Below are 13,304 nucleotides of genomic sequence, written 5' to 3' on the forward strand. Positions count from 1 at the left end.
GACGAACGACAGGTAGGAGCCCCCATGGCCTTCGCCCCCGCGATACGGCGCCCTCCACGCGTTCCGTGCGCCCGGTCTGCCTCCGGTGCGCCCTCCCGCCGGGTGATCCTGCCGCACTAGCGTCGACCGGAGGAGGCGGCCATGGTACGGCGACGGGTTCCGCTGGTGACGCTCATGCTGGTCGCGGTCGGACTGGTGGCCGGCGGGCTCTGGTGGTGGGCGGTGTTGCGCCTGCTGCTGGTGCCGGGGGAGGCGGGCCCGGTCGAGGGGGCGGTGGCCGCGGGCGGCTGGGGGCTGAGCCTGCTGCCGGTGCACGTGGCCGCCTCTTCACGGCGACGTGCGGCGTCTTCGGGGACGGGTGGTGGCGGGGCTGGGTCACGGGGTTCCGCGCGGGCCGTCACCAGGGCATCGCGACGCCGCCGTTGGGGCGCAGGATCTGGCCCGTCGTGAACGACGAGGCGTCACTGGCGAGGTGCAGGACCGCGTGTGCGATGTCCTCGGGCTCGCCGACCCGGCCCAGCGGGGAGACGCGGACCATCATCGCCTCGGCCTGCTCCTGCGCGGCGGGCTCGTGGCGGTCCGTCATGGGGGTGCGGATCCAGCCCGGCGCGACCGCGTTGACCCGGATGCCGTGCCGGCCGACCTCGGCGGCCAGCGTCTTGGTCAGCTGCACCACGGCCGCCTTGGCGACGCTGTAGCAGAGCAGCCCCGGGCTCGCGGCGTCCATCGCGCCGGAGGCCATGGTCACGATGGAGCCGGGGACGCCGTGCTCGATCATCGCGCCGGCCGCCTCCTGGCAGGCGTGCAGCACCCCCTTGAAGTTCACCGCGAGCACCCGGTCGAGGTCCTCCTCGCGGGTCTCCAGGACCGTGCTCGTGTGCATGATCCCGGCGACCGCCGCCATGACGTGCAGCGGGCCGGCCGCCCGGACCGCGGCGCCGAGGGCGGCGCGGTCGGTGACGTCCAGGGCGTGGGTGTGCGCGGTGCCGCCCCGCCGCCCGATCCGGTCCGCCGTCTCCTTCAGGCCGTGCTCGTCGCGGTCCGCGCAGTGGACGGCCGCCCCCGCCTCGGCGAGGAGCTCCGCGGTCGCGCGGCCGATGCCGCTCGCCGCTCCGGTGACGAAGGCCGTGCGGCCGGTGAGGTCGTACGCGGTGAGGGCCATGTCCGGACGGTACGACCGGATCTGACGGCCCGTCAATTAGTGGGTGGGGTTCTGTTGCGGGGGCCGTGCCGGCGGACCCCCGGGTCACGGCTCCCGCCGCGGGCCCTTCTGGCAGCCGGGGCACCAGTACGTCACGCGGTCACCGAGCTCCGCCTTGCGCACCGCGCCGCCGCAGCGCAGGCAGGTGCGGCCCTCGCGCCCGTAGACGTACAGCCGCTCCGTGGGGCGGCGGGTGGTCGTCGTCCGGCGGTCGGGGCGCTCCTTGTTCTCCTCCAGGAGCCGGTGCGCGGTGGCCACCAGGCGTTCCGGGACGCCGGGCGCCAGGTCGCCGAACGGCAGCCAGGGCGTGACACCGGCGAGGAAGGCGAGCTCCGACTTGTAGACATTGCCGATCCCGGCGAGGTTCCGCTGGTCCAGCAGGGCCTCGCCGAGCGGACGCGTCGGGTCCGCGCCGAGGCGCCGCACGGCCTCTCCCGGATCCCAGTCGGGACCGAGCAGGTCCGGGCCGAGATGGCCCACGGCCCGGACCTCGTCGGCCGTACGGAGCAGCTCCAGGACGGGGAGCCGGTAGCCGTACGCCGTGAACTCGGCGTTCCCCAGGATCGCGCGGATCTGGTGCTCCGGGCCCCCGTGCGGGCGCTCCCCGGTGGCGTACACCCGCCACGCCCCGTCCATCCGCAGATGGGAGTGGAGCGTGAGCCCGCCCTCGATCCGGGTCAGCAGGTGCTTGCCGCGCGGGGTGACGTCGAGGACCCGCCGACCCGTGAGATCGGCGGTCGCGAACCGGGGCACGCGCAGGTCCGACCGCGTGAGCACCCGCCCGGCGAGCGCCGTGTCCAGCCGGTGGGCGACGAACCAGACGGTGTCTCCTTCGGGCATGGGGCCATGATGCCCCGGGTGAGTCCGTGGAGGCGCCGGATGTGCGCGTCGAGGCGCCGGGATGTGGCTGCGGGCGCGCCCCGGACGGGGAGGGCGGGCGGCGGTCGGGTGCGCAGCCGGGCCTGCCCCGGGGCGGGGCCGGGTGCGTCCCGTGGGGCCTGGACACTCGGGCCGGAGAGGGCGCGTCCCCGGGGCCGGAGAGGGCGCGTCCCCGGGCCCCGGTCAGGTGCGCAGCCAGCCCTGCCCCGGCGCCCGTCAGGTGCGCAGCCGGGGCGCGTTCCGGTGTCGTCAGGCGCGCAGGCGGAGTCCTCTGGGGGTGGCGTGGAAGCCCGCGGTCTCCAGGGCGCGGGACAGCGGGGAGGTCAGCGCGGTGGCGCCGTTGATCCGCTCGACCGTCACCGTGCCGAGCGAGCCCGCCGTGGCCGCTGCCGCCAGCGCCTCCGCCGCGGCCCGCAGCGCCGGGGAGTCCGGGTCCGCCGGCCAGGACAGCAGGGTCTTGCCGCCCCGCTCCATGTAGAGCGTCAGCTCGCCGTCGACCAGGACGACCATCGCCCCCGCCTTGCGGCCCGGCTTGTGACCGGCACCCGTCGGCGGCTCGGGCCAGGACAGGGCCGCGCCGTACGCGTTCGCCGGGTCGGCCGCCGCCAGGACCACCGCGCGGGGCCCGGCGCCCTCCTCGGCGCCCCGGTCCCGGGCGTTGGCCGCCGCGCGCAGCCGGTCGACGGCGCCGTCCATGGCGAACTGGGCCGCGCCCAGCCCCTCCACCACGTAGCCGCGGCGGGCCTGCCCGCTGTCCTCGAACGCGGACAGGATCCGGTACGTCGCCGAGAAGCCGCCTTCGACGCCCTCGGCCGCCACCGCGCCCCGGGTGACCACCCCGTGCCGGTCCAGGAGGGTGCGGGCCAGGGCGTGCGCCCGGTGGGTCGGCTCCGGCTCCGGCGGCGGCAGCAGCGACCAGCGGCCGCTCACCGTCGGCGGCCCCGTGCGCGAGGCGGGCCGGGCGGCGGCCGTGAGCGTCCCGTACCGGCCGCGCGGGACCGTGCGCCGGGCGCGGTGCGCCGTCGACCCGGCCGTGCGGCCCGAGCCGAGGAGGGCGCGCAGCGGCGCCAGGGTGTCGTTGGTGAGCCGCCCCGACCAGGCCAGGTCCCACACGGCGTCCGCCAGCTGCGGATCCGTCGCGTCCGGGTGGGTGGTCGCCCGCACCTGGTCGGCGATCTGGCGGAAGAACAGCCCGTACCCGCCGGAGAGCACCGTCAGGACGGACTCGTGGAGCGCGGTCGGCTCCAGCGGGTGCGGCGGCGGCAGGAGCAGCGGCGCCGCGTCCGCCAGATACAGCGAGATCCAGCCGTCCTTGCCGGGCAGCGCCCCCGCGCCCGCCCAGACGACCTCGCCGGTCGTCGTGAGCTCGTCGAGCAGCGCCGGGGAGTAGTCCCGCACCCGGGACGGCAGGATCAGCTTCTCCAGCGCCGAGGCCGGCACCGGAGCGCCCTGGAGCTGCTCGATCGCGCGGGCCAGACCGTCGATCCCGCGCAGGCTGTTGCTCCCCAGGTGCTGCCACTGGGGCAGGAACGTGGCGAGGGCGGCCGGGGCGACCGGCTCCAGCTCGTGACGCAGGGCCGCGAGCGAGCGGCGCCGCAGCCGCCGGAGCACGGCGGCGTCGCACCACTCCTGGCCGATGCCGGAGGGGTGGAACTCGCCCTGCACGACCCGCCCGGCCGCCGCGAGCCGCTGGAGGGCGCCGTCGGTGACGGCCGTGCCCAGGCCGAAGCGCCCGGCGGCCTGCGAGGAGGTGAACGGGCCGTGGGTCCGGGCGTGGCGGGCGAGCAGGTCGCCCAGCGGGTCCTTCACCGGCTCCGTGAACGCCTCGGGCACGCCGACCGGCAGCGCCGTGCCGAGCGCGTCCCGCAGCCTGCCCGCGTCCTCGATCGCCGCCCAGTGCTCGGACCCCGCGATCCGGACCCGGATCGCGCGGCGGGCCCGGCCGAGCTCCGCCGCCCACTCGGCCCGGGCGCCCCGCTCGGCCAGCTCCGCCTCGGTGAGCGGCCCCAGGACCCGCAGCAGGTCGGCGACGCCCTCCACGTCCTTGATCCGCCGGTCCTCGGTCAGCCACTGCAGCTCGCGCTCCAGCTCGGTGAGCACGTCGGCGTCGAGCAGCTCCCGCAGCTCCGCCTGCCCGAGGAGCTCGGCCAGCAGCCGCGAGTCCAGCGACAGGGCGGCCGCCCGCCGCTCGGCGAGCGGCGAGTCGCCCTCGTACAGGAACTGGGCGACGTAGCCGAAGAGCAGCGAGCGGGCGAACGGGGACGGCTCGGGTGTGGTCACCTCGACCAGGCGCACCCGCCGGGCCTCGATGTCCCCCATCAGCTCGGTCAGGCCCGGCACGTCGAAGACGTCCTGGAGGCACTCGCGGACCGCCTCCAGGACGATCGGGAAGGAGCCGAACTCGCTCGCCACCTGGAGGAGCTGCGCCGCCCGCTGGCGCTGCTGCCACAGCGGGGTGCGCTTGCCCGGATTGCGCTTGGGCAGCAGCAGGGCGCGCGCCGCGCACTCGCGGAAGCGCGAGGCGAACAGGGCGGAGCCGCCCACCTGGTCGGTGACGATCTGCCCGATCTCGCCCTTGTCGAAGACGGCGTCCGCCGCGCCGACGGGTGCCTGGTCGCCGTCGAAGGCGGTGTCGCCGAACCGGCTCGGGTCCACGGGCCCGCCCGCGCCGCCCGGGTCGCCGTCGAGGAGGTCCAGGCCCATCAGGTCGGCGTCCGGCAGGCGCAGCACGATGCCGTCGTCGGCGTGCATCACCTGGGCGTCCATCCCGTACCGCTCGGCGAGCCGGGCGCCGAGGGCCAGCGCCCACGGGGCGTGCACCTGCGCCCCGAAGGGGGAGTGGACGACGACCCGCCAGTCGCCGAGCTCGTCCCGGAAACGCTCCACCAGGATCGTCCGGTCGTCCGGCACATGGCCGCAGGCCTCGCGCTGCTCGGCGAGGTACGCGAGCACGTTGTCCGCCGCCCACGCGTCGAGACCGGCCGCGACCAGGCGCAGCCGCGCGTCGTCCGGCGGCAGGGAGCCCACCTCGCGCAGGAAGGCGCCCACCGCGCGGCCCAGCTCCAGCGGCCGGCCCAGCTGGTCGCCCTTCCAGAACGGCAGCCGGCCCGGCACGCCCGGCGCGGGCGACACCAGGACCCGGTCGCGGGTGATGTCCTCGATCCGCCAGGACGTCGTGCCCAGCGTGAACACGTCGCCGACCCGCGACTCGTACACCATCTCCTCGTCGAGCTCCCCGACCCGGCCGCCGCCCTTCTTGGGGTCGGCGCCCGCCAGGAACACCCCGAACAGGCCCCGGTCGGGGATCGTGCCGCCGGAGGTGACGGCCAGCCGCTGGGCGCCGGGGCGGCCCGTGACCGTGCCCGCGACCCGGTCCCACACGACGCGCGGGCGCAGCTCCGCGAACGCGTCCGAGGGATAGCGGCCGGCCAGCATGTCCAGGACCGCCGTGAACGCCGACTCCGGCAACGAGGCGAACGGCGCCGCCCGGCGGACCAGCGCCAGGAGGTCGTCCGCCTGCCAGCTGTCCAGTGCGACCGTCGCCACCAGCTGCTGGGCGAGGACGTCCAGGGGATTGGCCGGGACCCGCAGCGACTCGATGGAGCCGCTGCGCATCCGCTCGGTCACCACGGCCGACTGCACCAGGTCGCCCCGGTACTTCGGGAAGACCACTCCCGTGGACACCGCCCCCACCTGGTGCCCCGCGCGGCCCACGCGCTGGAGCCCGGAGGCCACCGAGGGCGGCGACTCCACCTGGACCACCAGGTCCACCGCGCCCATGTCGATGCCCAGCTCCAGGCTGGACGTGGCCACCACGGCGGGCAGCCGGCCCGCCTTCAGGTCCTCCTCGACCAGGGCCCGCTGCTCCTTGGAGACGGAACCGTGGTGCGCGCGGGCCAGCAGCGGCGGGGCGCCCTGCGCCGCCCCCGACTGCGCCATGATCTCGGCGGGCGGCTTCCCGTCGGGCAGGGCCTCGCCGGTGGCCCGCTCGTACGCGATCTCGTTCAGCCGGTTGCACAGGCGCTCCGCCAGGCGGCGGGAGTTGGCGAAGACGATCGTCGAGCGGTGCGCCTGCACCAGGTCGGCGATCCGCTCCTCCACGTGCGGCCAGATCGAGGGCCGGTCGCCCCCGTCAGCCCCGCCGGAGGCGTCGGAGGCGGGCGAGCCGCCCAGCTCGCCCATGTCCTCGACGGGCACGACCACGGACAGGTCGAACTCCTTGCCGGAGGGCGGCTGGACGATCTCGACCCTCCGCTGCGGCGAGAGGTAGCGCGCCACCTCCTCCACCGGCCGGACCGTCGCCGACAGGCCGATCCGGCGGGCCGGCCGGGGCAGCAGCTCGTCCAGCCGCTCCAGGGAGAGCGCCAGATGCGCCCCCCGCTTGGTCCCGGCCACCGCGTGCACCTCGTCCAGGATGACCGTCTCGATGCCCGCGAGCGCGTCGCGGGTGGCCGAGGTCAGCATCAGGAACAGCGACTCGGGGGTGGTGATCAGGATGTCCGGCGGCCGGGTCGCCAGCGCCCGCCGCTCGGCCGGCGGGGTGTCGCCGGAGCGGATGCCCACCTTCACGTCCGGCTCCGGCAGGCCGAGCCGCACCGACTCCTGGCGGATGCCGGTCAGCGGCGAGCGCAGATTGCGCTCGACGTCGACGGCGAGCGCCTTCAACGGGGACACGTACAGCACCCGGCAGCGCTTCTTGGCGTCGGCCGGCGGGGGCGTGGCGGCCAGCCGGTCGAGCGAGGCGAGGAAGGCGGCGAGCGTCTTGCCGGAACCGGTCGGGGCGACGACGAGCACGTCCGAGCCCGCGCCGATGGCCTCCCAGGCGCCTTCCTGCGCCGCCGTGGGCGCGGTGAAGGCCCCGGTGAACCAGCTGCGGGTCGCGGGGGAGAACGAGTCGAGCGCGGACCTGACCATGCCACCCATCGTGCACCCCGCCACTGACAACTGCCCGGACCTGGGGAAACCCGTTCGTGGCGGGGCGGCGCGGTGGCGCAGAATGGGGGCATGGCGAGCGGTGACACGCGGCTCGGGCGCGCGGCCCGGGAGCACGGGGCCCCCGGCGAGCGGGTCGCACGCGGCGAGCGCGCCCGGTACTGGCGCCCGGCCGGGCTCACCGGGGTGGACCTGCTGCACGCCCACTACGTCCGCAAGGAGTTCTCCCGGCACACCCACGAGAGCTTCGTCTTCGCCGCGATCACCGAGGGCGTCGAGGCCTTCCACTACGGCAGCGACCTCGTCCGGGCGGGGCCCGGGCAGATCGCCCTGGTCAACCCCGACACCCCGCACACCGGGCACGCGGGCGTGCCCGAGGGCTGGACGTACCGCACGATCTACCCGGACGCCGAGCTGGTCCGCGCCATCGCGGCCGACACCCTCGCGGTCCGGTCCTCCACGATCGGCTTCGTGGAGCCCGTCATCGACGATCCGCACGCGGCACAGCTGGTCGTCGGGGTGCACCGGGCCGCCGAGGAGGGCAACGCGCTCGCCGCAGACAGCCTGCTGCGGCTGGTCACGGCACGGATGCTGCGCAGCCACGGCGGCCGCGTCCAGCCCCTGGCCCCCCGAGCCGCCGGCGCCCGCGACGCGGCCCTCGCACGGGCCGTCCTGGAGGAGCGGATGGCCGACCCGCCGACGCTGGAACAGCTCGCCGCAGAGCTCGGCACCAGCCCCTTCGCCCTGCTCAGGGCCTTCCGCGGGGCCTACGGCATGCCGCCGCACACCTGGCTGACCGACGCCAGGGTCCGGCGCGCCCGGCGCCTCCTGGACGCGGGGACGCCCCCGGCCCAGGCCGCCGTCGCCGTCGGCTTCACGGACCAGCCCCACCTCAACCGCCACTTCACCCGCAGCGTGGGCGTGCCTCCGGGCGCGTACCAGCGCGCGCGGGGGACGGGGGAGCGGCAGCGGTAGGGCGCTGCCCGGGAGCAGGCCCCGGCCCTCCCGCCCGCGCGCGGCGCGCAAGAACGTACAAGACGCGTCCCCGTCGCCGCCCGTACCGTCTCTGACGTGGCAGAACAGACAGCACCCCCCGACATACGCGACGAGCCGGCACCCCCCAAGAGCGACGCGGCCGTCGTCCGCGACGCGCTCGGAGTGGGGATCGCCGTCGGCCTGTCCGGCTTCGCCTTCGGCGTGACCTCGGCCGGATCGGGCCTGAGCCTGCTCCAGACCTGCGCGCTCAGCCTGCTGGTCTTCACCGGCGCCTCGCAGTTCGCCCTGGTGGGCGCGCTCGCGGCGGGCGGGAACCCGTTCACGGCCGCGGCCGGCGCGTTCTTCCTCGGCACCCGCAACGCCTTCTACGGCCTCCGGCTCAGCCAGCTGCTCGCGCTGCGGCGGGCTGTCCGGCCGTTCGCCGCGCAGTGGGTGATCGACGAGACCACGGCCGTCTCCCTCGCCCAGCCGGACCGGCGGGCCGCGCGGATCGGCTTCACCGTCACCGGACTGACCCTGTACGTGCTGTGGAACCTCACCACGCTGCTCGGCGCGCTCGGGGCGGAGGCCATCGGCGACACGGCCGCGTGGGGCCTGGACGCGGCCGGGCCCGCGGTCTTCCTCGCGCTGCTCGCCCCCATGCTGAAGTCGGCCACCGAGCGCGCCACCGCGGGCCTCGCCGTCCTGCTCGGCCTCGGCCTGCTGCCGGTCCTGCCGGCCGGCGTCCCGGTCCTGGCCGCCGCGCTCGCCGCACCCGCCGTGCTCTGGTTCCAGGGCCGCCGCGACCGCAAGGAGGAGCTCCGATGACCGTCTGGATCGCCATCGCCCTGACCGCGGCCGGGTGCTACCTGGTCAAACTGCTCGGCCTGCTCGTGCCGGCCGACACCCTGGAACGCCCCCTCGTCCAGCGCCTCTCGGCCCTCGTGCCGGTCGCCCTGCTCGCGGCGCTCACCGCCCAGCAGACCTTCAGCAGCCAGGGCTCCCTCACGGTCGACGCCCGGGCCGCGGGCCTCGCGGCGGCGGCGCTCGCCCTGGTCCTGCGCGCCCCCTTCCTGGTGGTCGTCGGCGCCGCGGTGCTCGTCACGGCCGGAGTGCGTGCGCTGGGCGGCTGAACGCGAGGGCGACGCCGGGTCCCCGCGGGACCGACGCAGACCGATGCGGGGTCCGGGACGGAATCGGCGGCACGCGCGCGTGCCGCCGATTCGGAGCCCCTCAGTGCACCACCGGCACCCCCGCGACCGACGGCGTCTCCGGTACGCCCAGTCGGGCCGCGTCCCGTTCGGGGCGCAGGAACAGCGTGGTCAGGGCGCCCGCGCAGGCCAGCAGGGCGGCGGTGAGCAGCCAGCCGTCGCGGTAGCCGGCGGCCGGTGTCGGAGCGGCGTCCACGACGGCACCCAGGACCAGCGGCGCGAGGATGCCACCGAGGGCGAAGACGCAGACCACGGCACCGAGCACGGCACCCCGCTGCGACGGGGGCGTGATCTGGGCGCACGCCGTCTGGCCGACCGTCATCATCACCAGCGCCAGTGCCATCGGCCCGAACATCATGGGCACCCGCAGCCAGTCCGCGTCCGCCGTCGCGAAGACCGCCACCGCGGCCGCCGAGAGCAGGAGCAGCAGCCCCGCGCCCGCCCCGGCGGGCAGCAGGCCCGGTCGCGTCCGGCGCGCCGCGCGCTGGGCGACCAGGCCGTGGACGAGGAGCACCATGCCGTTGGCGACCGCCGCCGCGCCGACCGTCAGGCCGACCCGGTGCGCGTCCCAGCCGAGGACCGTCTCCAGGTAGTCCGGCAGCCAGGTCAGCTTGGAGCTCATCAGCCAGTACGCGGCGAACGAGCCCGCGCACGCGGTCAGGAACGTGCCGCTCAGCAGGATGCGGCGCAGCGGCACCTCGGGCGCGTCCGGTGCCGCCGGGCCCCTCACCGGCTCCGGCGCGAGCGGCCCCTCGGTGCCGTGCGACCGCCACACCAGAGCCCAGACCAGACCGGCCAGGCCGACCGCCCCGAAGGCCCAGCGCCAGCCCCAGGCGGCGACGACCGCCGACAGGACGGGCGCCGCCACCGCCACCCCGGCCGCCGCGCCGACCATCAGCACCGCCGTCGGCAGCGTGCGCTCGCGCTGCCCGAACCAGCCGTGCAGGTGGTGCACGGCGACCGGCGACGCGGGACCCTCGGCCGCGCCCAGCAGGACCCGGGTGACGACGAGGGTGCCGAAGCCGGCGGCGGTCCACAGCATCGGCAGCTGGGCCGCCGACCAGAGCAGGGCCATCCCCAGGAGCAGCACGGAGGTGCGTACCCGGCGGGTCAGCGCCGAGACCGCGAGCGCCGACACCGAGAAGAGCGCGAAGAACGCCGCCTGCGCCGTCCCGAACTCCTGCCGGGAGATGCCGAACTCGCGCATGACGTCCGGGCCGGCGAGCCCCAGCACCGCCTTGTCCGCGAAGTTCACCAGCATGAAGGTGAGCAGCAGCCAGGTCGTCCCCCAGGGGCTGCCCTTCGCCGTCCGCTCCATCAGCAGCACGCGTCCTCGTCGGCGCCGCCGCCCACCACGCCGACGCTGATCGCCCCTTCGGCTCGGGCGCGGCCCGAGGCCGAGCGGGTCAGCTCCGTCGCCACGTCCGTGCCCTCGACGACCGCCGCGGACTCGGCCGCCGCCCAGTGGAACACCCCGCGCGCCATCGTCGAGGTCTCCCGCTCCGCCCTGGTCGCGTACACCCTGGCCCGGACGCCTGCCACCTCGGTGTCCTCGGGCGCCGCCAGGGCCGCCGTCTCCGCCAGGTGCGAGGCGAGCCGCAGCTCGCCCGCCGCCAGGAGACGGGCCGCCCGCTCGGCCAGGGCGCGCGCCCCGCCGGCCGCGTCGGCGAGCTCGGCGGCGACCCGCGCCTCCGGCGCGGGCTTGAGGTTCGCCGGGTTCTGGTCGTACCAGCCGCCCCACAGGCGCCACAGGTTGCGCACGACGAACTCCGGCTCGTCGTAGGCCGGGTGGAGGTACGGCTTCGCGAGCAGCTCCTCGGGGACCTGCACCCCGTGGAGGACGGCGTCCAGGCGCAGCCCCGCGTTCATCAGGTCCCTGGTCTGCGCGCACAGGGACTCCAGCAGGCGGGCCGTGTCGTCCAAGGCCTGCGCCACCCGCTCCGCGCCCACGATGGGGATGCCGTGGCCGGGCAGCAGCACCTCGGCGCCCAGCTCGCCCATGGCCCGCAGCGCCCGCGCCCACTCCTCCGGGTAGCGCTGCACCTTCTGCGGGTTGCCGGCGTTGGGCGAGTTCCAGATGAACAGATCACCCGTGCAGAGGGTTTTCAGCTCCGGCACCCACACATAGGTGTGGTCGTCCGTCTCCCCGCGCGCGTGGAACAGCTCGAACGTCAACGCACCATGACGGACGGTCAGCCGGTCGCGATAGGTCGTGTCCGGGTACCGGTACGCGCTCGGCCACTCCAGGCCCGGGACGCCGAACTGGCGCCGGTTGATCCACGCGTTGTAGCCGCCGGTCTCCACGTAGCGGTCGAAGCGGGCGGCGACCGCCTCGTGCGCGATCACCTCCGGGCGCACGGGCTCGGCGTCGAAGGGCGCGACCCCGAAGACGTGGTCGACGTGTCCGTGCGTGTAGACCACGGCGCGGACCGGATCGGGGCTGAACGCCCGCACCGCGGTGTGCAGCAGCTCCGCCGTGCGCACGTCCCCGGAGTCGACCAGGACGAGCCCCGCGCCCGTGTCGAAGGCGGCGACGTTCGCGAAGGCGGGGAAGAAGGCCGTGCGGTCGCCGATCGCGATCAGCTCGTCCGAGGTGAACGCGCCGGTCAGATGCGGCAGCAGCGTCTCCTCGCCGCGCCAGACGCGGTCGGCGTACTCCAGGTAGTCCTGCGGCTTGTGCTCGGTCATACCAGTGGCTCCTTCGGTGCTCTGCGGCGCGACGTCCGGGCACCGAGTTTCGGCCGCTCACGCGCGCCGCGACACCCTGCCGCGTCACAGCTGTCGACCGTGAGTACTGTGACCCGTCACAACCCCCGGAGGCGTCAGGGAGGAGCGGCCGTGCACGAGGTCTCGGAGGCGGCCCGCGCGCTCGCCCTGCGCTGCGAGCCCAAGGTCAACAAGCTGGCCCGCCGGATGGCCCGCGACTCCTTCGAGCAGCTGCCCGGGTACGCGGCGCTGCCCGCCGAGATGAAGGACCTGGAGATCGCGGCGACCGTCCGCCACGGCGTCCGGCTCTTCCTGCGCAGCGTCCTGCGCCCGGACGGCGCGGCGGACCGCGCGGGCATCCGGCTCTTCCGCGAGCGCGCCGCCCAGCGCGCCGAGGAGGGCATGCCGCTCCACCTGCTGCTGCGCAGCCACGCGCTCGGGATGTACGTGCTGTGGCAGGCGCTCCGGGAGACCGCCGGGCCCGGGGACGAGGCCGCCCTCGTCGAACTGGCCGACCTGCTGCTCGACTCCCACCACGGCATCGTGGGCGCCGTCGCCGAGACCTATCTCGACGAGCGCTCCGCGATCGACGCCGAGCGGCGCGCCCACCGTCGCTCCCTGGTGCGAGGCCTCCTGGACGGCACGCTGCCCCCCGGCCACGTCCTGCTCGAACGGCTCGGCCTCGACGGCCCCTGCCTGGTCCTCGCCGTCGGCGCGATCAGCAGGCCGACGGCGGCCCGCGGCGAGGGACGGGCGGAGGGACGGGTGGAGGGACGGGCGGAGGAACGGGCCGAGGGCGTCGCCTTCCGGCGCCGCCTGCGCCGGGTGCAGACGGTGCTGGACCACGTCTTCGGGGTGGAGGTGCCCGCCCTCCTCGACGCCGGTCCGGACAGCGGCCGGGTGATCGTGCCGGGCGCCGTGGAGCCGCCGGACGACCTTGTCCCACGCCTGTCCAGGGCCGCGGGCGACCCGTTGCGCGTCGCCGCCGTGCCGGCCGCCACCCCGGCCGACGTGCCCGGCGCGGCCCGCACGGCGGGGGAGATCCTGCGGGTGGCGCGGGCCTGCGGGCTGCCCCCGGGGCTGCACCGGCTCGACGACGTGCTCCTGGAGTACCACCTGTCCCGGCCGGGCGAGAGCGGCCGGCGGATCGCCGCCCTGCTCGACCCGGTCGCCGACCGGCCCGAACTCCTGGAGACCCTCCGCACGCACCTGGCGCACGGCCAGGACCGGCGGGCGACGGCCGTCGCGCTCGGGCTGCACCCCAACACGGTCGACAACCGTCTCGCCAGGACCACCGAGCGCACCGGCATCGACCTGAGCACGCCGAAGGGCACCGCCACCGCGATCGCCGCGCTGCTGCTGCGGGAGACCGGCGCCTGACCCCGCGGGCCCGCCGGCCC

The 13,304-nt window shown here is 76.1% G+C and carries 10 protein-coding genes; 5 read left to right on the forward strand and 5 right to left on the reverse strand.

Annotated features, from left to right (window positions below; translation table 11 throughout):
- Positions 1-141 precede the first annotated feature (141 nt).
- The gene (locus tag OG309_RS27780) at positions 142-450 is read left to right on the forward strand and encodes a hypothetical protein (RefSeq protein ID WP_329424794.1); all 309 of its coding nucleotides are present in this window, start codon (positions 142-144) and stop codon (positions 448-450) included.
- Here the strand turns inward: OG309_RS27780 and OG309_RS27785 are convergent.
- The 3 genes from OG309_RS27785 to OG309_RS27795 all read right to left on the reverse strand — a co-directional run bounded on the left by OG309_RS27785 (position 398) and on the right by OG309_RS27795 (position 6,994).
- Positions 398-1,162 carry an SDR family NAD(P)-dependent oxidoreductase gene (locus OG309_RS27785; protein WP_329424795.1) on the reverse strand — a complete coding sequence of 255 codons (765 nt, stop codon included), beginning with the start codon at positions 1,160-1,162 and terminating at the stop codon, positions 398-400. The two genes, OG309_RS27780 and OG309_RS27785, sit on opposite strands and share 53 nt — an antisense overlap.
- A gap of 84 nt (positions 1,163-1,246) precedes the next feature.
- Entirely contained in the window at positions 1,247-2,041 is a 795-nt protein-coding gene (locus OG309_RS27790; protein ID WP_329424797.1) for an Fpg/Nei family DNA glycosylase, read from the reverse strand.
- 288 nt (positions 2,042-2,329) lie between these two features.
- The gene (locus tag OG309_RS27795) at positions 2,330-6,994 is read right to left on the reverse strand and encodes an Lhr family ATP-dependent helicase (protein ID WP_329424798.1); all 4,665 of its coding nucleotides are present in this window, start codon (positions 6,992-6,994) and stop codon (positions 2,330-2,332) included.
- A 90-nt stretch (positions 6,995-7,084) separates the two neighbouring features.
- Here OG309_RS27795 and OG309_RS27800 point away from each other — a divergent pair, with 90 nt between their 5' ends.
- The 3 genes from OG309_RS27800 (at position 7,085) to OG309_RS27810 (ending at position 9,120) form a co-directional block, all read left to right on the forward strand.
- Entirely contained in the window at positions 7,085-7,987 is a 903-nt protein-coding gene (locus OG309_RS27800; protein ID WP_443067595.1) for an AraC family ligand binding domain-containing protein, read from the forward strand.
- Positions 7,988-8,083: 96 nt separating this feature from the next.
- Entirely contained in the window at positions 8,084-8,815 is a 732-nt protein-coding gene (locus tag OG309_RS27805) for an AzlC family ABC transporter permease (protein ID WP_329424800.1), read from the forward strand.
- Complete coding sequence (locus OG309_RS27810) at positions 8,812-9,120, forward strand: AzlD domain-containing protein (protein WP_329424802.1); 309 nt, start codon at positions 8,812-8,814, stop codon at positions 9,118-9,120. The genes OG309_RS27805 and OG309_RS27810 overlap by 4 nt, the downstream gene beginning before the upstream one ends.
- Before the next feature lie 100 nt (positions 9,121-9,220).
- On the opposite strand, the gene OG309_RS27815 is transcribed toward OG309_RS27810, so the two are convergent.
- The gene (locus OG309_RS27815) at positions 9,221-10,516 is read right to left on the reverse strand and encodes an MFS transporter (protein WP_329428573.1); all 1,296 of its coding nucleotides are present in this window, start codon (positions 10,514-10,516) and stop codon (positions 9,221-9,223) included.
- On the reverse strand, positions 10,516-11,886 hold the full coding sequence (locus OG309_RS27820) for an alkyl sulfatase dimerization domain-containing protein (RefSeq protein WP_329424804.1): 1,371 nt from the start codon (positions 11,884-11,886) through the stop codon (positions 10,516-10,518). The genes OG309_RS27815 and OG309_RS27820 overlap by 1 nt, the downstream gene beginning before the upstream one ends.
- Positions 11,887-12,036: 150 nt before the next feature.
- Between OG309_RS27820 and OG309_RS27825 the strand changes: the two genes are divergently transcribed.
- Positions 12,037-13,284, forward strand: coding sequence for a PucR family transcriptional regulator (locus OG309_RS27825; protein WP_329424806.1), 1,248 nt, complete (start codon positions 12,037-12,039; stop codon positions 13,282-13,284).
- Positions 13,285-13,304 lie beyond the last annotated feature (20 nt).

This window comes from Streptomyces sp. NBC_01268 (assembly GCF_036240795.1).
Taxonomy (GTDB): Bacteria; Actinomycetota; Actinomycetes; order Streptomycetales; family Streptomycetaceae; genus Streptomyces.

Bases quoted from the DNA above. Each gene is read 5' to 3' on its own strand.
- OG309_RS27800 (WP_443067595.1), top strand. From the start codon at position 7,085: ATGGCGAGCGGTGACACGCGGCTCGGGCGCGCGGCCCGGGAGCACGGG.
- OG309_RS27785 (WP_329424795.1), bottom strand. From the start codon at position 1,162: ATGGCCCTCACCGCGTACGACCTCACCGGCCGCACGGCCTTCGTCACC.
- OG309_RS27790 (WP_329424797.1), bottom strand. From the start codon at position 2,041: ATGCCCGAAGGAGACACCGTCTGGTTCGTCGCCCACCGGCTGGACACG.
- OG309_RS27780 (WP_329424794.1), top strand. From the start codon at position 142: ATGGTACGGCGACGGGTTCCGCTGGTGACGCTCATGCTGGTCGCGGTC.
- OG309_RS27815 (WP_329428573.1), bottom strand. From the start codon at position 10,516: ATGGAGCGGACGGCGAAGGGCAGCCCCTGGGGGACGACCTGGCTGCTG.
- OG309_RS27810 (WP_329424802.1), top strand. From the start codon at position 8,812: ATGACCGTCTGGATCGCCATCGCCCTGACCGCGGCCGGGTGCTACCTG.
- OG309_RS27820 (WP_329424804.1), bottom strand. From the start codon at position 11,886: ATGACCGAGCACAAGCCGCAGGACTACCTGGAGTACGCCGACCGCGTC.
- OG309_RS27795 (WP_329424798.1), bottom strand. From the start codon at position 6,994: ATGGTCAGGTCCGCGCTCGACTCGTTCTCCCCCGCGACCCGCAGCTGG.